The 20,514-nt window shown below is 33.5% G+C and carries 16 protein-coding genes; 8 read left to right on the plus strand and 8 right to left on the minus strand.

The window, feature by feature from the left end:
• The 6 genes from J0383_RS18370 to tsaD all read right to left on the minus strand — a co-directional run bounded on the left by J0383_RS18370 (position 1) and on the right by tsaD (position 5,419).
• Positions 1-1,092, minus strand: coding sequence for an AI-2E family transporter (locus tag J0383_RS18370; protein WP_207295424.1), 1,092 nt, complete (start codon positions 1,090-1,092; stop codon positions 1-3).
• Between the two features lie 126 nt (positions 1,093-1,218).
• Positions 1,219-2,181: a zinc metalloprotease gene (locus J0383_RS18375; protein WP_207295425.1), complete on the minus strand. Its 963-nt coding sequence runs from the start codon at positions 2,179-2,181 to the stop codon at positions 1,219-1,221.
• Positions 2,182-2,515: 334 nt separating this feature from the next.
• Positions 2,516-3,013, minus strand: coding sequence for a TrmH family RNA methyltransferase (locus J0383_RS18380; RefSeq protein WP_207295426.1), 498 nt, complete (start codon positions 3,011-3,013; stop codon positions 2,516-2,518).
• Positions 3,014-3,023: 10 nt separating this feature from the next.
• Positions 3,024-3,662: a DUF4159 domain-containing protein gene (locus J0383_RS18385; RefSeq protein ID WP_207295427.1), complete on the minus strand. Its 639-nt coding sequence runs from the start codon at positions 3,660-3,662 to the stop codon at positions 3,024-3,026.
• Between the two features lie 18 nt (positions 3,663-3,680).
• Positions 3,681-4,394, minus strand: a complete 714-nt coding sequence (locus tag J0383_RS18390; RefSeq protein ID WP_207295428.1) for a 16S rRNA (uracil(1498)-N(3))-methyltransferase — start codon at positions 4,392-4,394, stop codon at positions 3,681-3,683.
• Between the two features lie 2 nt (positions 4,395-4,396).
• On the minus strand, positions 4,397-5,419 hold the full coding sequence (gene tsaD / locus J0383_RS18395; RefSeq protein WP_207295429.1) for a tRNA (adenosine(37)-N6)-threonylcarbamoyltransferase complex transferase subunit TsaD: 1,023 nt from the start codon (positions 5,417-5,419) through the stop codon (positions 4,397-4,399).
• A gap of 204 nt (positions 5,420-5,623) precedes the next feature.
• Between tsaD and J0383_RS18400 the strand changes: the two genes are divergently transcribed.
• The 5 genes from J0383_RS18400 to J0383_RS18420 all read left to right on the plus strand — a co-directional run bounded on the left by J0383_RS18400 (position 5,624) and on the right by J0383_RS18420 (position 13,864).
• Complete coding sequence (locus tag J0383_RS18400) at positions 5,624-10,108, plus strand: translocation/assembly module TamB domain-containing protein (RefSeq protein ID WP_239023097.1); 4,485 nt, start codon at positions 5,624-5,626, stop codon at positions 10,106-10,108.
• Positions 10,109-10,418: 310 nt separating this feature from the next.
• Positions 10,419-11,405, plus strand: coding sequence for a 6-phosphofructokinase (gene pfkA, locus J0383_RS18405; RefSeq protein ID WP_207295430.1), 987 nt, complete (start codon positions 10,419-10,421; stop codon positions 11,403-11,405).
• Between the two features lie 92 nt (positions 11,406-11,497).
• Positions 11,498-12,502, plus strand: a complete 1,005-nt coding sequence (gap, locus tag J0383_RS18410) for a type I glyceraldehyde-3-phosphate dehydrogenase (protein WP_207295431.1) — start codon at positions 11,498-11,500, stop codon at positions 12,500-12,502.
• Positions 12,503-12,627: 125 nt separating this feature from the next.
• Positions 12,628-13,479, plus strand: coding sequence for an N-acetylglucosamine kinase (locus tag J0383_RS18415; RefSeq protein WP_207295432.1), 852 nt, complete (start codon positions 12,628-12,630; stop codon positions 13,477-13,479).
• Positions 13,480-13,489: 10 nt separating this feature from the next.
• Complete coding sequence (locus J0383_RS18420; RefSeq protein WP_207295433.1) at positions 13,490-13,864, plus strand: methylglyoxal synthase; 375 nt, start codon at positions 13,490-13,492, stop codon at positions 13,862-13,864.
• On the opposite strand, the gene J0383_RS18425 is transcribed toward J0383_RS18420, so the two are convergent.
• Entirely contained in the window at positions 13,845-14,225 is a 381-nt protein-coding gene (locus J0383_RS18425) for a Rid family detoxifying hydrolase (protein ID WP_207295434.1), read from the minus strand. The two genes, J0383_RS18420 and J0383_RS18425, sit on opposite strands and share 20 nt — an antisense overlap.
• A gap of 24 nt (positions 14,226-14,249) precedes the next feature.
• Complete coding sequence (locus J0383_RS18430) at positions 14,250-16,985, minus strand: putative LPS assembly protein LptD (RefSeq protein WP_207295435.1); 2,736 nt, start codon at positions 16,983-16,985, stop codon at positions 14,250-14,252.
• A 49-nt stretch (positions 16,986-17,034) separates the two neighbouring features.
• On the opposite strand from J0383_RS18430, the gene J0383_RS18435 reads away from it, so the two are divergent.
• From J0383_RS18435 to J0383_RS18445, 3 genes are read left to right on the plus strand one after another with little or no spacing between them, the layout of a single operon-like run.
• Positions 17,035-18,150, plus strand: a complete 1,116-nt coding sequence (locus J0383_RS18435; protein WP_207295436.1) for an N-acetylmuramoyl-L-alanine amidase family protein — start codon at positions 17,035-17,037, stop codon at positions 18,148-18,150.
• A gap of 51 nt (positions 18,151-18,201) precedes the next feature.
• On the plus strand, positions 18,202-19,167 hold the full coding sequence (locus J0383_RS18440) for an MlaD family protein (protein ID WP_207295437.1): 966 nt from the start codon (positions 18,202-18,204) through the stop codon (positions 19,165-19,167).
• Positions 19,168-19,173: 6 nt separating this feature from the next.
• A complete protein-coding gene (locus tag J0383_RS18445) occupies positions 19,174-20,511 on the plus strand; it encodes a (Fe-S)-binding protein (protein ID WP_207295438.1) in 1,338 nt (445 codons plus the stop codon).
• Positions 20,512-20,514: the final 3 nt, after the last annotated feature.

The following is a 20,514-nucleotide window of genomic DNA, read 5'->3' on the forward strand; positions in this document are numbered from 1 at the left end:
CTAAATTCTTTCGGTTAATACGGACACAATTTTATTGTCAGGAAAAAATTCTTTTAAAATTACTTTAATCATGGTAAAAGCAGGAACGGCAATGATCATTCCGACAATTCCAAACGTGATACCGCTGATTAAGATAATTAAGAATATTTCTAACGGGTGCGAATTTACACTTTTTGATGAAATTATAGGCTGGCTGATATTATTGTCGATTGCTTGAACTATCAAAAAGCCTATTACGACATAAATAGTTTTGGGCAGAATTTCTGATTGAAAATCCATTCCAATCATGCTAATCATGGTTAAGATTGCCGCCAAAGTAGTTCCAATGATTGGTCCTAAATACGGAATAATGTTTAGGATGGCGCATAAAAAAGCAATTACAAAAGCATTTTTATTTCCAAATATCAGCAATACAATCAGATAAAGAACAAATACAACGATTAACTGCAGTAATAAACCAATAAAATATCGGGTTAGTAAATGATTGATTTTTGTAATCGAATTCAGAATTTTATCTTCATTAGAATCAGGAAGAATTCTTCTGGCTTGATCTTTAAAAATAGTCTGGTCTTTTATAAAGAAGAAAGTAATAAAAAATACCGATACCAATCCCATTCCCATGTCGGCCATAAAATTGATAATTGAATTAATAAATCCAGTAAAATAACTAAAATCTAATACCGAAGTCAATTTAGAATCTTTTATAACTTTATTTAAATCAATATGCTGAATATTAAAGTATTCTTCAAGATGCTTTTCGGTTTCCATAAATTTAGTCTGCAGATGAGCCGTATCTAATAAGGCTAAATTGTTTGCCTGGGAAATAATTAAAGGAACAAACAGTAAAATAAAGCCCACAATTAGAAAGATAAAAAAGACAATGGTAGTGGTGGCAGCCATTGAATTACTGAATTTTAATTTATTTTTTAAAAACAGTACTAAAGGATTTGCAATTAGGCAGAGTAGTAACGAAACACACAAGTAAACGATTACAGTTTGTATTGAGTATAAGAAGTATAAAACGATACCAATTATTAAGATGGTTGCTAAAGCTCGTAAGATCCCGTTAGAGATAGTTTTTGACGTTATCATATTTAAATTTTAAGATTATAAATATAGGAAAAAGCTTTTATATTTCTAATGTTTTGGGCGTTCTAAATAATGAGCAAAAAAAAAAGGCGAGATGATTTCATCTCGCCTTTAATTAGATTTTTTTTATTAAGGTTGTGCAAAAGAAGCTCTCGCTCCACCGCTTGTAAATATGGCAGCAATTCTGTTTTTCTGTCCAGTTGAGAACATGTACATTGCAGCATCATCAACATAATCCATGTAGTTCATTGTCATTTCTACAGGAGTACCAGAACAAGTACTGTAGTGAGGATATGCAGGAACACCATAGTTAGCAGTATTGTGAGTTGGTGTATCTGATACTAAGTCGCTTCCGCAAGTTGCATCTCCCCAAATGTGACGTAAATTCATCCAGTGGCCTACTTCGTGAGTAGCAGTTCTTCCTAAGTTAAATGGCGCGTTAGCAGAACCAGATAAACCGAAATATTTTGGATCAATTACAACTCCATCTGTAGAAGAAGCTCCTCCAGGGAATTGTGCATATCCTAAAATCCCTCCTCCAATTGTACAAGACCACATATTAAGTTTTGTAGTTGGTGAAGTAGGAGCAATTCCTCCCTGAGCTGTTTTTTTCATGGCATCGTTAGTTCCCCATGAAGTTTTAGTAGTAGATTTTCTAATTACCTGATCTAAAACAAATGAAATTCCAATGTTTGCTTTTACACCTGCGAATAATGCTGGTACATTATTGTAATCAGAGTTTAAAGCGTTGAAATCTTTGTTTAAAACATCAATTTGAGATTGAATTTGAGTGTTGGAAATATTCTCTGCAGTTGTTCTGTACAAAACGTTTACCACAACAGGAATTTCAATTTTACCATTTACAAGACGGCCTTGGAATTTTTTGTCACCATGCTGGATTGTAAATTCTTCGATTTCATTCATTGTGATGGCAAGAGCCGGATTAGCTTTCAATTGAGCTTCTAATACGTCCTGGGTGGCACAGGCACGACGGCTTGCAACTGCTGCTTCAGGAGCTGAAGATTCAGTTTGGTCATTTTGACAAGAAAACAGCACTAATGCTGTAATTGCAGAAATAATAACTTTTTTCATAATAATCGGGGTTTTTTGTTATAAAATATTAGTTTTGGTTAACCAGATCGCAATTTTATAACAAATTCATTTTGTAGCCAAATTTTTATAATGATTTATTTGTGAGAATTTTACAAAGCCTTGTAAATTCTGGTTCTTACAAAAATGTTAAATTTATTTTTATGATGTAATTTCTTATTATTGAATGTTTTAACACCTAAAAAAGTTCTTAAACCATCTTAAAAATACTTTACCAGAAGTTTGTTTAACTTAATTTTAAGATTTATTCCCAATCTGTATACACTAATTGGATAAAGAAATCAGTAAAGACCGTCTTTTTACGTAGGAAGATATTTTATAAAGAAGTAATCTCGTATAAAGCAATACTTGCTGCCTGAACTACATTCATGCTGCTGTTTTTTCCAAACATATTGATGTGGACAATTTGATGTGAAATTTCTAAAAGATCTTCTGAAATGCCACTGATTTCGTTGCCTATTAAAAGTGCAGTTTTTTTATTTTGAGGTATAACAACTTCTTTCAACGGTTTGCTGTTACTTGCGATTTCTAAGGCAATAATTTCGAAATCATTTTTCTGCAGATATTCAATTAATGCTGCGTTTTCTTCAATAATCTGATGCGGTACATGAAGATGTGTGCTTCGGGAAGTTTTGTTGATTTTTCTTGGCGTAAGCGGAATATCTTTTCCTAAAAAGATGATATTTTCTACGCCAAAAGCTTCTGAAATTCTAAAAAGTGAACCAATATTCTGCTGAAAATAAATATGATCGCAGACTAAAGTTATCGGAAAAGTTTTTCGTTCAAACTGGTTTTCTTCGTGGGTAAGCTGCACTTTTTAAATGTTAATTGGTAAAAATATAATTAATGATATTCGCACCCATCTTTAAGGCTTTTTCGCGAACATTTGCGGGATCGTTGTGTACTTCGGCATCTTCCCAGCCGTCTCCTAAATCACATTCGTAAGTATATAGTAAAACCAGTTTATTTTCTACAAAAACTCCAAATGCCTGCGGACGTGTTCCGTCGTGTTCGTGTATTTTCGGAAGTCCGTTTGGGAAAGAAAACGGCTTTTGAAAAATAGCGTGGTTGGCTGGAATTTCAACTAAATCATTATTAGGAAATATTTTTTTAATTTCTTTTCGAATGTATTGATCCATTCCATAATTATCGTCGATGTGAAGAAATCCGCCTCCGTTTAAATAATTTCTCAGATTCGTAATATCAGAATCGCTGAAAACCACATTTCCGTGTCCAGTCATGTGTACAAATGGGTAGGACAATAAATCAGGATTGCTTAGTTCTACTGTTGAAGGTTTTGTTTTTATACGTGTATTGATATTCGAATTGCAAAAACGAATCAAATTTGGCAGCGAAGTCGGATTGGCGTACCAGTCACCGCCGCCGCTGTATTTTAATAAAGCGATTTCCTGAGAAAAGGATGGAAGAGAAACTAATAAAAATAAAAGCAGTAGTTTTTTCATAGTTTATGCAACAATAATTTAGTTTGAGGTTTCATTAAAAAATACCACACTATGACAAGCCACAACAGCAGCAGTTTCCGTTCGTAAACGTGTATTTCCTAAAGTTACAGGCTGATAATGGTTTTCTATTGCCAGTTTTATTTCTTTTTCGGAGAAATCTCCTTCAGGGCCAATTAACAATGTCACATTTTCATTTGGCTTTAAAGTTTCCTTCAAAGATTTTTTGTCTGTTTCTTCGCAATGAGCAATAAATTGAAGTCCTTGATTTTTTTGTTTGATGAATTCTTTAAATGAAACCGCTTCATTTAATTTAGGCAGAAACGTTTCATTTGATTGTTTCATGGCAGACAAAATAATTTTTTCAAAACGGTCTAAATTCACCACTTTTCTTTCAGAGCGGTCGCAGATTATAGGCGTGATTTCTTGTATTCCAATTTCAGTAGCTTTTTCTAAAAACCATTCAAAACGATCGTTCATTTTGGTTGGTGCTACTGCCAGATGCAAACGAAATTTTGGTTCGGGCGATTTGGTAATCGAAATAACATCTACAATGCATTTATTGTCTGAAGCCAACGTGATTTCGGTTTCAAACAATATACCTTTCCCATTCGTAACATGCAGTATATCCGAATCTTTTTTACGCAAAACTTTTATAATATGTCGGCTTTCTTCTTTATCAAAAGAAAAACTTTGGGTTGTTTCGTCTATATCAGGATTAAAAAATAACTGCATACTTAAAATTTAATTCTCGCTTTTGAAACCACAGCAGACGTTTCAAAACGGTTAGATAAAAATTTCTGATAGCCTACAATTCCAATCATAGCAGCATTATCTGTAGTATATTCAAATTTCGGAATAAAAGTTTTCCAGCCGTATCTGCCTTCGCTTTCTTTCAGCGTGTTTCTAATTCCTGAGTTGGCCGAAACACCACCGCCAATCGCAATTTGTTTGATTCCGGTTTCTTTGACAGCCAATTTTATTTTGTCCATCAAAATTTCGATAATCGTATGCTGAATAGAAGCGCAGATATCATTGAGGTTTTCTTCTATGAAATTAGGATTTTCCTGTTTGTTTTTCTGAATGAAATATAAAATAGCCGTTTTTAATCCAGAGAAACTAAAATCCAATCCCGGAACTTTAGGTTTTGTAAAAGCAAATGCTTTTGGATTTCCTTCTTTAGCATATTTATCAATTAAAGGTCCGCCTGGATAAGGCAGTCCTAAAATTTTGGCACTTTTGTCAAAAGCTTCTCCTACGGCATCATCAGTCGTTTCGCCAATGATTTCCATATCAAAAAAACCGTTGACTTTTACGATTTGTGTATGTCCGCCGCTGATAGTTAATGCTAAAAATGGAAACTCAGGTTTGTCATATCCTTCTTCATCAATAAAATGAGCCAGAATATGAGCATGCATGTGATTTACAGCAATTAACGGAATATTTAAGGCTAATGATAATGATTTGCTGAAAGAAGTTCCCACTAGTAAAGACCCCATTAAACCCGGACCTTGTGTAAAGGCAATGGCGTTTAGCTGTTCTTTTTGTACATTTGCCTTCTTAAGGGCAGCATCGATTACGGGAACTATATTTTGCTGATGGGCTCTCGAAGCTAATTCTGGAACCACACCGCCATATTGATTGTGAATTAACTGATTGGCCACAACATTTGAGAGTACTTTATCGTTATGTAAAACTGCAGCAGCAGTATCATCGCACGAACTTTCGATGGCTAAAATAAAAACCTCTGAATTTTGCATATAAAGGCACGATTTTGGATTATATTTGACAAATAAATTTATTAATTTTATTTGTGTAAAGCAGATGCCAAAATTAAAGAATTTTTATCAATAACAGCGGTCCTTTGTCTGTTCAAATTAAATTAACAAAAACAATAATAAAACAAGGTTATCAAAAAAGTAAAAAAAATAGTATCCAGAACTCTGATTGGCTTAATTTTACTTTTGCTGGTACTTGCTATCACCTTGTCCCTTCCGGTTGTACAAACCAAAATTGCCAATTATATTACTGATACATTAAATAACGATTTTAAAACCGATATTACAGTTGAGCGAACTGCTATTAATATTTTTGGCGGTGTAAAACTTAAAAAAGTCCTTATACGCGATCATCATAAAAATACTTTGATTTATTCGGATATTATTTCCACTGATATTTTGAGTATTAAAAGGATGCTCGACGGTGATTTGATTTTTGGCGATCTTCGTTTGACGGGATTGATTTTTAATCTGAAAACCTATAAAAACGAGGATGAAAACAATATTAATAAGTTTATTAAATTGTTTGAAACCGGAAAAAAGAGTCAGTCAAAAAGACATTTTTTGATGACAGCGCGAAATGCTTACATCTCAAACGGAAGTTTTTCTGTGGTAGATGAAAACAAAAAAACACCTCAATTTTTAGATTTCAAAAAGCTAAACGCTTACATCAGTGATTTTAAAATATACGGGCCAGAAGTAAATACAACGATTCACCGTTTTTCATTTTTAGATCACAGAGGATTGTATGTTTCCAACTTTGCCGGTAAATTCAGTTATAATAAAAAACAAATTAAGGTTGAAAATTTAGCTATTAAAACCAAAAGGTCTTGGATTTACGGAAAGGCAATCTTAAATTATAAAGTTGGCGATTTCCTTGAGTTTACAGATAAAGTAAAGTTTGATGTGGCTCTGGATTCTTCTTCTATTGCTTCAAATGACATTCGTTATTTTTACGATGGTTTGGGTAAAAACCAGCATTTTAAAGTAAAAACCAAAATCAAAGGACCTTTAAATAATCTGAATTTAAATCATCTTAGACTTAGCGATACCAATGGTTCTAAAATTTACGGAACGATTAATTTCAAAAATCTTTTAGGCGATAAAACACAGAAATTTTCAATGGACGGAAAGTTTGATAAACTGCTTTCCAGTTATGATAATTTAGTTGTGCTGCTTCCTGGAATTCTGGGAAAAAGTCTTCCAAAGGAACTTAAAAAAATCGGGAAGTTTAATATTATAGGTAAAGCGAAAGTTACAACTGTAGATCTCGACACGAATTTTAAAATGGCAACCGATTTAGGAAACGGAAAAGTCGATCTTCATATGAATAATATGGATTTTATCGACAAAGCTTCGTATTCTGGAAATATCGTGTTGGATAATTTTAATATTGGTGCTGTTTTAGATCGGAAAGACCTTGGAAGAACAACTCTTAATCTGGATGTTGATGGAGTTGGTTTTACAAAAAAATATCTAAATACTATTGTAAAAGGAGATATCAGCAAATTGTACTATAATAATTATACCTATAATAATATTGTAGTAAATGGTAATTTCAAACTTCCTTATTATAAAGGTAAAGTAAATATTAGCGACCCAAACCTGAGTTTGACATTTGACGGATTGGTAGATTTAAGTAAACGTGAAAGCCGTTACGATTTTCATATCAATGTCGAAAATTCAGATTTGCGTAAGCTGAAGTTTATTAACGATTCTATTTCTTATTTTAAAGGAGATGCGGTTGTGCAGGTAACTGGAAATTCAATCGAGAATCTTCAGGGAGATATTTATATTAAAGATGCTGAATATCAAAATCCAAAAGCAACGTATGCTTTTGATGAAATTACTGTAAGTTCGAATTTCGATGCTGATAAACTGAGAACCATAACCATAAACTCTAATGATGTTGTAAATGGTAAAATTATAGGGAAATTTCAGTTTGGGCAGTTGGATAAACTGGTTATGAATTCCGTTGGAAGTTTGTATACCAATTACAAACCGTATAAAGTTAAAAAAGGACAATTTTTACGTTTCAATTTCCACGTATATAATAAGGTAGTCGAAATGCTGTATCCTGATATGAAAATTGATTCGAGTACCGTTGTGCGCGGAAAAATAGATTCGGACCAACAGGAATTTAAATTCAGATTTAAATCTCAGCAAATTACCGCTGATAAAAATACATTTGATAATATCCGAATCAATATCGATAATAAAAACCCGCTTTATAATGCTTATGTAGAGCTGGACAGTATTAAAACACCTTATTATAAGATCCGTGATTTTAATTTAATCAATGTAACTTCAAAAGATACTTTGTTTGTTCGTTCGGAATTTAAAGGTGGAGATAAAGGACAGGATTATTTCAATCTCGATTTGTTTCATACTATCGATAAAAATAAAAACAACATTGTAGGAATTAAGAAATCCGAAATGAAGTTTAAAGATTATTTGTGGTATTTAAATGAAAATGCAGAAAAAGATAATCAAATTGTTTTTGATCAGTATTTTAAAAACTTTACCATTAATAATATAGTCTTGTCGCATGAGAATCAAAAAATCGATTTGAATGGTATTATTAAAGGTAAAGATTATAAAGATGTTGTCCTCAATTTTGAAGATGTCGATATCAATAAGATTACCCCGTTTAATTCCAAATTTGTCTTTAATGGTAATTTGAACGGAAAGATTAATTACAAGCAGAATAAAAATGTGTATCAGCCCACGGCAACTATTGTAATTGATCATCTAAATTTAAATAAAGTCGATCTCGGAACTTTGAATTTTGATATTTCTGGTGATGAAAGCTTTCGAAAGTTTACTGTAAATTCCTCTATTGTAAATGGTTTTGCAGAATCGTTTAGGGCAAATGGTACTTTTGCAATCGAAAACAAAGAAACCATACTGGATATGAGCTTAAAACTCGAAGGTTTCAATCTGGCTACGTTAGGAACGGTTGGAGGAGATGTCTTGTCGAATATTAGAGGATCTGTTTCAGGAAACGCTTCAGTTGTTGGAAATTTAAATAAGCCGGAAATAAACGGACGTTTGTATGTGGAAAAAGCCGGAATGACAATTCCATATCTAAATACTGATTATGAGTTAAGCGATCGAACCGTAATCGATTTGACCGACGAAAAATTCTTGTTTAGAAATAATCAGTTAACCGATACTAAGTATAAAACAAAAGGATTGCTAAATGGAACGATAGAACATCATAATTTCGGAGATTGGAAACTCGATCTTACCATAACATCCAAACGTTTATTAGCTCTTGATACAAAAGATAGTGAAGATGCGGCGTATTTTGGAACCGCTTTTATAAACGGAACTGCGAGTATAAAAGGACCAACGGAAAGTTTATTTATTAAGGTAGATGCCAAATCGGAAAAAGGAACCGAAGTAAAAATTCCTATTAACAATGCGCAAAGTGTTGGAGAAAGCAGCTGGATTCATTTTGTAACGCCAAAAGAAAAATACAATCTCGCCAATGGTATTGTAGAAAGAACCCGAAACTATAACGGTTTGGAACTTGAATTTGATTTTGATATTACGCCAGATGCCGAAGTAGAAGTAATTCTTGATCGAAATTCCGGCCACGGTATGAAAGGAAAAGGGTACGGATCGTTATTATTTAAAATTAATACACTCGGTAAATTTAATATGTGGGGAGATTTCCAGGCATACGAAGGAACTTATAATTTTAAATACGGCGGTTTAATCGATAAAAAATTCGCAGTTAAAAAAGGAGGTTCTATTATTTGGGAAGGAAACCCTATGCGTGCACAGCTGAATTTAGAAGCCGTTTATAAAACTACGGCGAATCCTGCAGTTTTATTAGATAACACTTCATCTTTCAATAAAAAAGTACCAGTAGAAGTTGTGATTGGATTAAGAGGAGATTTGGCAAGCCCGGAACCTAATTTTGATATTCAGTTTCCATCCGTAAGTAATGTATTGAAATCAGAGATTCAGTACAAACTGGATGATAAAGATATTCGTCAAACCCAAGCCTTGTATCTATTGTCTACCGGTTCGTTTATGAGTACCGATGGTTTTAGTCAGGGAGATTTTTCAGGAACGCTTACTGAAACGGCTTCAAGTTTATTAGGCGGTATTATTAAATCAGATAATGATAAAGTAAATATCGACTTGAATTATGTGTCTGCTGATAGAAGAATGGGGCAGGAGGCTGACGGACAATTTGTAGCTAATATTTCATCTCAAGTTAATGAAAGAATTACCATTAACGGAAAACTTGGAGTTCCGGTTGGAGGAGTAAACGAATCGGCGATTGTGGGAGATATTGAAATTTTGTATCGTGTAAACGAAGACGGTTCGATGAATCTTCGATTGTTCAATAAAGAAAACGATATCAATTACGTAGGACAAGGAATTGGCTACACACAAGGTGTTGGTATTTCATATGAAGTCGATTTTGATACTTTCAGCGAATTGGTAAACAAAATATTCAAGAGTCATAAATTGGAAAGAGCGATTAAAAACTCTGATGATTTTCAAGATTCGAATTTAAATCCTGACTTTATTAACTTCAATAAACGAAAAGAAGAAGAGAAGGATAAAAAGAAATCTGAAAAGAAACAAGAGGAAAAAAAGACGCCGCCAAAAAGCAATAATGAAGCAGTGATTCCAGATAATGATTTTTAAATGACTGTTAAAAGAAACCTATATCTAACCCCATTATTTTTATAATGGGGTTTTTTATGCTACTTTTAAACTTTTTATAACTTTTTGGTTTCTAAACCATAAGATGCTATTTTTATAACACTTCATTTGGGTATTGTTAATTTTAAACATTTAATTAAAAAAAGTGGCTTTTATTATTTTAAATGAAATTTTTACCGCTAAAAAACTTATTAACGAAAACGTTTGAATTTAACAGATTTTATTAATTTATAATAAACAGAACCGGAAAAGTGCTGAATGTTTGCTAATTTTACACTTTAATACTTAAATAATGTCAAAAACAATAAAAAAAGTAGGTGTTCTAACCTCAGGGGGAGATTCACCTGGAATGAATGCTGCCATACGATCTGTTGTTCGAACATGTGCTTTTCATAATATAGAATGCATAGGGATTTATAGAGGGTATCAAGGAATGATCGAAGGAGATTTCAAAGAAATGGGCCCTCGAAGCGTTAATAACATTGTAAACAAAGGAGGAACGATTTTAAAATCGGCTCGTTCAGTTGATTTCAGAACACCTGAAGGTAGAAAGAAAGCGCACGAAAACCTTTTAAAAGCTGGAGTGGATGCTTTGGTTGTAATTGGTGGTGACGGAAGTTTTACTGGAGGTTTAATTTTTAACTCTGAATATGATTTTCCTGTAATGGGAATTCCTGGTACAATCGATAATGATATTTATGGTACAAGTTTTACTTTAGGTTACGACACTGCTTTAAATACTGTTGTTGACTGTATTGATAAAATTAGAGACACTGCAAGTTCTCATAACCGTTTATTCTTTGTAGAGGTAATGGGTAGAGATGCAGGTCATATCGCTCTTAATGCCGGAATTGGTGCAGGAGCAGAAGAAATCCTTATTCCTGAAGAAGATTTAGGATTAGACAGATTGTTAGACTCTCTTCAAAAAAGTAAAGCTTCAGGAAAATCATCAAGTATTGTAGTGATTGCTGAAGGAGATAAAATTGGTAAAAATGTATTCGAATTAAAAGATTATGTTGAAGCTAATTTACCTGAGTACGATGTAAGAGTTTCAGTATTAGGACATATGCAGAGAGGTGGTTCTCCATCTTGCTTCGACCGTGTACTGGCAAGCCGTTTAGGAGTAAAAGCAGTTGAGTCTTTATTAGAAGGAAAATCAAACTATATGGTTGGTTTAAAAGAAGATAAAGTAGTTTTAACTCCATTAGAACAAGCTATTAAAGGAAAATCAGAAATTGATAGAGAATTATTAAGAGTGTCAGACATCATGTCTACATAATCTATATAAAGTTTAAAAAGAAGAGAAGTTTATTGTGAGGAAATTAGACTTTGAAAATAGTGTAATAAAAACAAAAGCAAAAATTTAGTAAAATGTCAAAAGTAAAATTAGGAATAAACGGATTTGGACGTATCGGAAGAATCGTTTTTAGAGAGTCTTTTAATAGAGATAATGTAGAAGTAGTAGCGATCAACGATTTATTAGATGTAGATCACTTAGCTTACTTATTAAAATATGATTCAGTTCACGGTCGTTTCAACGGAACTGTAGAAGTTAAAGAAGGAAAATTGTATGTAAACGGAAGAAATATCCGTATTACTGCAGAAAGAAATCCTGCTGACTTAAAATGGAACGAAGTTGATGTAGATGTAGTAGCTGAATGTACTGGTATCTTCACAACTATCGAAACTGCAAGCGAGCACTTAAAAGGAGGAGCAAAAAAAGTTATCATCTCTGCTCCATCTGCTGATGCTCCAATGTTTGTAATGGGAGTTAACCACGAAACTGCAAAAGCTTCTGATTTAGTTGTTTCTAACGCTTCTTGTACTACAAACTGTTTAGCTCCTTTAGCTAAAGTTATCCACGATAATTTCGAAATCGTTGAAGGTTTAATGACAACAGTACACGCAACAACTTCAACTCAAATGACAGCTGACGGACCTTCTAGAAAAGACTGGAGAGGTGGACGTGCTGCTGCAATCAACATCATTCCTTCTTCAACAGGTGCTGCTAAAGCGGTTGGAAAAGTTATTCCATCTTTAAATGGAAAATTAACTGGAATGTCTTTCCGTGTTCCTACTGCTGACGTTTCTGTAGTTGACTTAACTGTAAAAGTGGCTAAAGAAACTTCATACGAAGAAATTATGGCAGTATTGAAAAAATCATCTGAAACAGACTTAAAAGGTATCTTAGGATTTACTGAAGATGCAGTTGTTTCTCAAGATTTCATTTCTGACAAAAGAACTTCTATCATCGATGCTACTGCAGGAATTGGTTTGAATTCAACTTTCTTCAAATTAGTATCTTGGTACGATAATGAGTACGGATACTCAAGCAAATTGATCGATTTATCTGTTCATATCGCAGGTTTAAAATAATATTATATATTTTTGCAGAATCCCGTTCGATGCGTCGAACGGGATTTTCTTATTTTGTTGCGTCTTTAATTAATGTAAAAAATACACTTATTGAGGAAAAACTAAACCAAAAAACAAAAAATAAAATGAAATTAATAGTTGATAGTGGGTCTACTAAAGCCGATTGGATTGCAATAGATGATAATGGAAAAGTATTATTCACGACACAAACATTAGGATTAAATCCTGAAATACTTGACGGTCCTGAAATCATTACAAGATTAAATGATCGTTTTGATATTTTACAAAATAAAAAAAATGCTACTCACTTATTCTTTTACGGAGCTGGATGTGGAACAGACAGAATGAAAGAATATTTGAAACAAGTTTTTCAAGAATATTTCTCTAACGCAATTGTAGACGTTCAAGAAGATACTTATGCAGCGGTTTATGCTACGACTCCAAAAGGAGAAGAAGCTATTGTTTCGATTCTTGGAACAGGTTCTAACTGTAGTTATTTTGATGGAAAAGTATTGCATCAAAAAGTTCAATCATTAGGATATATCGTAATGGACGACTGCAGCGGAAATGTTTTCGGAAAAGAATTGATTAGAAAATATTACTTTAATAAAATGCCTAAGGAATTAGCTGTTGAACTTGAAAAAGAATACGACGTTGATCCAGATTTTATTAAAAATAAGCTTTACAAAGAGCCAAATCCAAACGCGTATTTAGCAACTTACGCTAAGTTTTTAATCAAACATAAAGACACAGATTTCTGCAGAAAAATTATTTTCAAAGGAATGAAGTCTTTCGTTAAAAACTACATCAAACAGTTTGATAACTGTAAAGAAGTTCCTGTTCACTTTGTAGGTTCTATTGCATTCTATTTAAAAGATGAATTACAAGAAACTTTTGATAAATACGAGCTTAAATTAGGAAATGTTTTAAGAAGACCAATCGACGGTTTAATTGCGTACCATGTTGCTAACCAATAGTTCCGGATTTATGGAAATTGCAATTATAGCTCATGACGGTAAAAAAGCAGATTTAATAGAGTTTTTAATTAAAAATGCTGATATTCTTCATAATGAGAAAATCAAACTAATTGGTACCGGAACAACCGGAGGAAAAGCCGAAGCTGCCGGATTTAAAACGCAAAGAATGCTTTCGGGTCCATTAGGAGGTGATGCGCAGATTGCAGGAAGAGTAGCAGAAGGAATTACTAATATGGTTTTCTTTTTTAAAGATCCTTTATCAAGTCATCCGCATGAAGCAGATATTAATATGCTGATTCGTGTGTGTGATGTACATAATGTGCCGCTGGCCACGAATGAAGCAACGGCACAATTATTATTAGATGCTATTGCACAGCAATTATAGAAATCTCAACATTTACATTCTTAGGCAGACATGCCACTTGAACCGTTTCACGTGCTGGAGCGGTTTTTTCGTTAAAATATGAACCATAAATCGTATTGATCGCTCCAAAATTGTTCATATCCATAATGAAGATTGTAGCTTTAACCACATTTTCAAAAGTCATATCTGCAGCCTCAAGAATAGCAGCGATGTTTTCCATTACCTGCTTCGTTTCATCGTTGATGTTGTCAGTTACAAGTTCGCCTGAAGTCGGATTTATAGCAATCTGGCCAGAAGCATAAAGTGTATTTCCAGATAATACAGCCTGATTATAAGGTCCAATTGGAGCTGGAGCCTTCTCTGTAAAGATTATTTTTTTCATGATAGTTGTTGATTTATAAATATCTTATCGGTTTGAGACACTTCTTTTATTCCATTTAATGTCGCTCAACATTCCAGATTTAATTCCAATAAAGAAGTTCCAGTTAGAATTTGTTCCAAGCGGCTGATAGTTAAAAGCCATTCTCCAGCTTAATAAATCTCTTTCAAAACGGAACTGAGTAAAAGTAACTCCTTTTTGTACGAAATCATATCCTGTAGATACACCACCTTTCCATTTAGGCGTAATATCAGTGTTGATAGAAATCATGATGGAGTTTCCGGTAATCTTATTTTCTCTGGCCGCGTTCGAATACGTCAACGAATACGCCATAGTCATATCCCATGGTATTTTTGCACTGAAAAATTCGCTGATAACATCATCGTCTCTTTCTGGTTCATTTGCAAATTGGCTGTTTCGGCTGTCATTTAGGTCAGTATTTGTTCCGAATAAGTCGTCATTACGACCACCATTTCGCTGACTCTGCGCATTTTTTTCCTTTCCGGTTCCCTTATTCGAAAACGAATAATTCATCGTAACGTTTGCACTCGTCATTCTAAATAAACTTCCGCCATTGTCGATGTTGAACTTGTTGATTACGTTTCCAGCATTATCAATCGCATACGGGTTTAAAACTGCCCCGAAGTTCATGTTTAGTTTATTGTCAAAAAACTGTGTTCCACCACTTACTACGATTGGCTGCCAAGCTAGAGTTTCTTTACCGTTTGCATTAAAATTATAGCTTGTATTGAAGTTTAAGTTGTTTAACAGCATAATCTTCTTTGGTTCCGTTTTTGTGCTGTCACTGTCTCTTACTTTTGCTTCAAAAGTGTTGCTCAGTGTAAAACCAACAATACTTGAATTATCTTTTCCTGGTGCACCGTAAATTCCATTTGCAAAACGGCTGTATTCATCTGTAGAAATTCTTCCTGCAGCATCTACCGTATAATGATCGTAATACCTTTCGAAACTTGGTGTATACGAATACGTAATACTTGGTCTCATGACGTGACGAATAGACTGGATTTTTTTATCTGCTCCAAAATTGAACGTACCATAAATAGTAGTTCCTAAGTTCGTGCTGAAGTTGTATGTTCTGTATGAATCAAAACCATTAACCGTTTTGTCAACCACTTGACCTTTGGCATCGTCGTAATTTTTATCAATCGTTTTGGTTACCCAAGTTTCTTGATAGTTTGTAGAAGCTCCAGCACTAAAATATTTAAAGATTTTAAAATTGGTACTGATTGGAATAGTATGCTGCATTCCAATTTGAGCATCTCTAAACATCTGAGGCTTGAAAAAAAGCGAATCAGTAGTTTTAAAATTATTTTTTCCCGTTACGTTATATTGTAAGTTGATGTTTTTGAAAAAACCTTTTTTAACGCCGTTTTTGCCAACAAATGGGTAAACACGGTCAATACTTCCCTGAAAGTTAGGTAACGTCATCGTGATTTCTTCTGTCTGCGTATTCTGCTGGTGTGTTGCAGAAAGTGAAATACGAGATCCTGGAATGGTATTAAATGTTTTGTTGTACGAAATAGAAGAACTCAAAGTATTGTTCAGATTGGAGCCAATATTGGCCTGATTAATCGAACGCTTAAAGTACTTACTACTACCCATGTTCACAGAAGCAGAGAAGCTTGAATTTGGGTTCGATTTTGTATCCTTAGAATGCGACCACTGAATGTTATAAATGTTTTGTTTTGAATAATCAGGATAACCTCGTTCACTGCTGATTAAGTTCTCAAAACGAATATTCACATTTCCACGATACTTATACCGTTCGGCATAAGACGATTCAAAACGCATGGCATAACTACCATTCGTGTAATAATCTCCTAAAACCGTTAAATCGTAATTATCGCTCAAGGCAAAATAATATCCTCCATTTTGTAACGAGAAACCTCTTGTATTGGAGTCATTATAACTTGGGATAATAATACCCGAAACGCTTCTTTCCTGGCTTAATGGAAAATAACCATACGGTAAAGCCAGTGGAGTAGGTACATCAGCAATAATCATCTGGGTTAAACCAGTAACGATTTTTTTTCCAGGTATAAATTTGATTTTGCTCGTTAGAAAATAGTATTCGGGATTGTCAATATCTTGTGCAGTTGTAATTCTGGCGCCTTTTAAGAAGTAAACAGAATCATTTTCCTTTTTTGTAACAGCAGCTTTAATGTTTAATTCTCCCTGTTTGGTTCTTGAATTGTAGATTAAAGCTTTCTTGGTTTTAAAGTTAAAACGAATCGAATCTGGCTGGACTTCACTTGTACCTTGCTTGAAATTAGGATATTGGACTAGAACTCCTGAAGAATCTTTTATTCTTCCAGCATATACTTCGTCTTTTTCGTAATTTAGAACAATGATACCCGATTTTAACTCAACATCTTTATAATATAATTCACCCTCATTATAAAGAGTGATTAATTTTTTCTTCTGGTCGATTTTTGCATAATCTTTGGCCTTGTATCTTACTTTCCCATCCAAAAAAGTCTTGGTAGCCCTTACGGTGTCAAGCTTTATAGTATCATTTGGAATTATTTCAGGTTTATCTGTTTGTTTTCCAGAAGGTAAAGGCTTTTTTTTAGATTTTATCTCTTGCGAATATAAATTACCACATCCTATAGATAGGAAAAATGATATTAAAACGATATTAAATAAGTTTGTATGCAAAGGTTTAAATACTATTTTTGTAAAATTATGGCTTGTTTTTTGACATGTCAAACTTACATATAATTTTTTGGCAAAAATAATCAATTGTAAAAATTATAACAGCTGCGTTTTATTAAAATTAACTTTTACATTTATGAATAAACTAAACAAAATTAAAGTAATCTTTGCTTTTTTTCTAACTATATCGTCATTTTTTGCTTACAGTCAATCAAATGTTTTTAAGGTTACGCTCGATGCGGGACACGGTGATCACGATTTTGGAGCAGTTTACAGTGGCCGGATTGAGAAAAACATTGCTTTAGCTATTGTTTTAAAAGTCGGGAAAATATTAGAGCAGAGTCCTAATGTTAATGTTATCTATACTCGTAAAACCGATGTTTTTGTCGATTTAGTAGAAAGAGCTAATATTGCTAATAGAGCCAACTCAAATATTTTCGTTTCAATTCATTGTAATGCCAATAAAAATACTGCAGCAGACGGAACAGAAACATATGTAATGGGTTTGAGTAAAGTTGCATCGAATCTTGAAGCGGCGAAAAAAGAAAACTCGGTAATTACATTAGAGAAGGATTATAAACGTAAATATGAAGGTTTTGATCCGAATTCACCGGAATCAATGATTGGAATGACATTAATGCAGGAAGAATATCTAGACAACAGTATCTCTTTAGCAAGTAAAATTGAGGATAACTTTGAAAGATTAGGCAAAAAAATCCGCCATGGTGGTGTAAAACAAGCACCTTTCATGGTTCTGCACAAAGCGTATATGCCAAGAGTTCTGGTAGAAACCGGTTTCGTTTCAAATCCAACAGAAGGAAATATATTAAATTCAGACGAAGGTCAGGATGATATTGCAAAAGCAATCGCAGAAGCTATTTTAAGTTACAAAAGAGAATATTTCGGTTCTGGCGCACAAGAAGTAGTGGAAGCAAAACCAGTAAAAGACACTTCTACACCAAAAAAGGTAACACCACCACCGACAAAAAATACACCTAAAGGAACTTTTTTTAAAGTTCAGTTGATTGCTAGTATTAAAAATACGCCATTAGAACCTAAAAATTTTAAAGGTTTGAAAAACGTAACAATGGTTTTTGAAAACAATATGTATAAATATTTCTACCAAGAAACTTCAAATTATGAAGCTGCTAAAAAATATTTGGAAGAGGCTAAGGATAAGGGATATGGAGCCGCTTTTTTAGTAGCAACTAAAGATGGAGAAAAGATTAGTATTCAGGACGCGATTAAATAATTAAGCACAAGTTCGAATATTTATATTAAATTTGTATAAACACTAAGAATTTTGAAAGTAACAAGAGAAATTAAAACGGCTGTATTAGTCATCGCGTCAATTTTATTATTTATTTGGGGCTACAGTTTTTTAAAAGGCAGAGACCTTTTTACGAATTATAAAGTATTATATGTTCAATATGATAATGTTGAAGAACTTTCATCTTCAGCTCCGGTAACTTTAAACGGACTTGGAATTGGAAAAGTAAGCAAGATTACAATTGATGAAAACACAGGAAAACTATCTGTTGAACTTCAGATTAAAACTGATTTTCCAATTTCTAAAACAAGTACAGCAGCATTATATTCTCCAAGCTTGATTGGAGGAAAGCAAATCAAAATTATTCCAAATCTTGCTGATAAAGAACTTGCAGAAGACGGACAAGTATTACAGTCTGCTGTAGAGCTGGGACTTACTGAATCTTTAGGAGGAAAGATCGAACCGCTGCAGGTTAAACTGGATAAAATGCTTTTAAATATTGATGTGCTGGTTACGGGCCTAAACAATACTTTAGACAAAAACACACAAGAAAATTTAAAGAAAACTATTGCTGAATTGAGTCAGACAATGGAACAGTTTCACAGAGCATCGGGAAGTCTTAATAACATCTTAGATACGAATAAAGGGCAGATTAATGGAGTTGTGAGTAACTTCAATAAAATGTCAAATAACTTCAATAAAATATCTGATTCTTTAAATAAAGCTGATTTAGGAAAAACAGTACGTAACCTAAACCAAACTTTAGCTAAAGTGGATGGATTAATGGCTAATTTGAATTCAGGAAAAGGAACAGCTGGTAAATTATTAAATGACGATGCATTATATAATAACTTGGCTAAAACTTCTAAAGAACTTGAATTGCTATTACAAGACGTACGTCTTTACCCGACACGTTATGTAAACGTTTCGCTTTTCGGAAAGAAAAACAAACCTTACGTAGCACCAAAAGAAGAAACAAATTCAACGGATAAAAAATAGACATAAATGAGTTATTTAGATAATATTTTATTTGCTATACTTCTTATAGCTGGTTTCGGTTTTTTTGCAGCGAGCGTAAAAAAAATCATCCGAAATATAAAGTTGGGAGTTGATGTAGATCGAAAAGATAATCCTAAAGCTCGTTGGAAAAATATGGCTTTGATTGCCCTTGGACAGTCAAAAATGGTAAAACGTCCTGTGGCGGGGATACTTCACATATTTGTGTATGTAGGTTTTATCATTATTAATATCGAATTACTCGAAATCATTATTGACGGGTTATTTGGAACACACCGAATTTTTGCACCTTATTTAGGTATTATTTACGATGTTTTAATTGCTTCATTTGAAATTTTAGCTATTCTGGTTATCGTTGCTGTAGTGACTTTCTGGATTAGAAGAAATGTAATTCGATTAAAACGTTTTATAAATTCAGACTTAAACGGATTCCCTAAAAGCGATGCGAACTACATTTTGTATTTCGAAACCGTTTTAATGATTCTGTTTTTATTAATGAATGCTTCAGATCTGCATTTGCAGAATGTTCCAGGAGGATATTCTCATTTTCATCAAGCAGGAACTTTTCCTGTAAGCCAATTTATTGCACCAATCTTTAATGGAATGTCAAATGATTTGGTCGGGCTTTTATACGAAGCTTTCTGGTGGTTGCACATTACGGGTATTTTAGTTTTTATGAACTATTTATACTTCTCAAAACACCTGCATATTCTATTGGCTTTTCCAAATACATATTTTGCAAACCTAAAACCAGAAGGGCAGTTTGATAATTTAGCATCAGTTACAAAAGAGGTAAAACTAATGATGGATCCAAATGCTGATCCGTTTGCAGCAGCTCCAGCTGATGAAAATGCAAATCCGGCCAAATTTGGTGCAAGCGATGTTCAGGATTTAAACTGGGTGCAGTTGTTAAACGCATACACTTGTACAGAATGCGGACGTTGTACTTCGGCTTGTCCAGCTAATCAAACTGGTAAAAAATTGTCTCCACGTAAAATTATGATGGATACTAGAGATCGTTTGACTGAAGTTGGAAAAAATATTGATGCCAATAAAGGAACATTCGTACCTGATAATAAAACGTTGTTAAACGATTATATCACACCAGAAGAATTATGGGCTTGTACATCTTGTAATGCTTGTGTAGAAGAATGTCCAGTAAATATTAGTCCGTTATCTATCATTATGGATATGCGTCGTTATTTGGTGATGGAACAAAGTGCTGCTCCAATGTCACTAAACGCCATGATGACCAATATTGAAAATAACGGTGCGCCTTGGCAGTACAGCCAACAGGATCGTTTAAATTGGAAAAACGAGAATTAAAAA

Source organism: Flavobacterium endoglycinae (genome assembly GCF_017352115.1).
GTDB lineage: Bacteria > Bacteroidota > Bacteroidia > Flavobacteriales > Flavobacteriaceae > Flavobacterium > Flavobacterium endoglycinae.

Excerpts from the sequence above, each read along its gene's own strand:
- pfkA (WP_207295430.1), top strand. The coding sequence starts at position 10,419 with ATGTCAAAAACAATAAAAAAAGTAGGTGTTCTAACCTCAGGGGGAGAT.
- J0383_RS18375 (WP_207295425.1), bottom strand. The coding sequence starts at position 2,181 with ATGAAAAAAGTTATTATTTCTGCAATTACAGCATTAGTGCTGTTTTCT.
- J0383_RS18370 (WP_207295424.1), bottom strand. The coding sequence starts at position 1,092 with ATGATAACGTCAAAAACTATCTCTAACGGGATCTTACGAGCTTTAGCA.
- J0383_RS18390 (WP_207295428.1), bottom strand. The coding sequence starts at position 4,394 with ATGCAGTTATTTTTTAATCCTGATATAGACGAAACAACCCAAAGTTTT.
- J0383_RS18425 (WP_207295434.1), bottom strand. The coding sequence starts at position 14,225 with ATGAAAAAAATAATCTTTACAGAGAAGGCTCCAGCTCCAATTGGACCT.
- J0383_RS18445 (WP_207295438.1), top strand. The coding sequence starts at position 19,174 with ATGAGTTATTTAGATAATATTTTATTTGCTATACTTCTTATAGCTGGT.
- J0383_RS18385 (WP_207295427.1), bottom strand. The coding sequence starts at position 3,662 with ATGAAAAAACTACTGCTTTTATTTTTATTAGTTTCTCTTCCATCCTTT.
- J0383_RS18420 (WP_207295433.1), top strand. The coding sequence starts at position 13,490 with ATGGAAATTGCAATTATAGCTCATGACGGTAAAAAAGCAGATTTAATA.
- J0383_RS18435 (WP_207295436.1), top strand. The coding sequence starts at position 17,035 with ATGAATAAACTAAACAAAATTAAAGTAATCTTTGCTTTTTTTCTAACT.
- tsaD (WP_207295429.1), bottom strand. The coding sequence starts at position 5,419 with ATGCAAAATTCAGAGGTTTTTATTTTAGCCATCGAAAGTTCGTGCGAT.
- gap (WP_207295431.1), top strand. The coding sequence starts at position 11,498 with ATGTCAAAAGTAAAATTAGGAATAAACGGATTTGGACGTATCGGAAGA.
- J0383_RS18415 (WP_207295432.1), top strand. The coding sequence starts at position 12,628 with ATGAAATTAATAGTTGATAGTGGGTCTACTAAAGCCGATTGGATTGCA.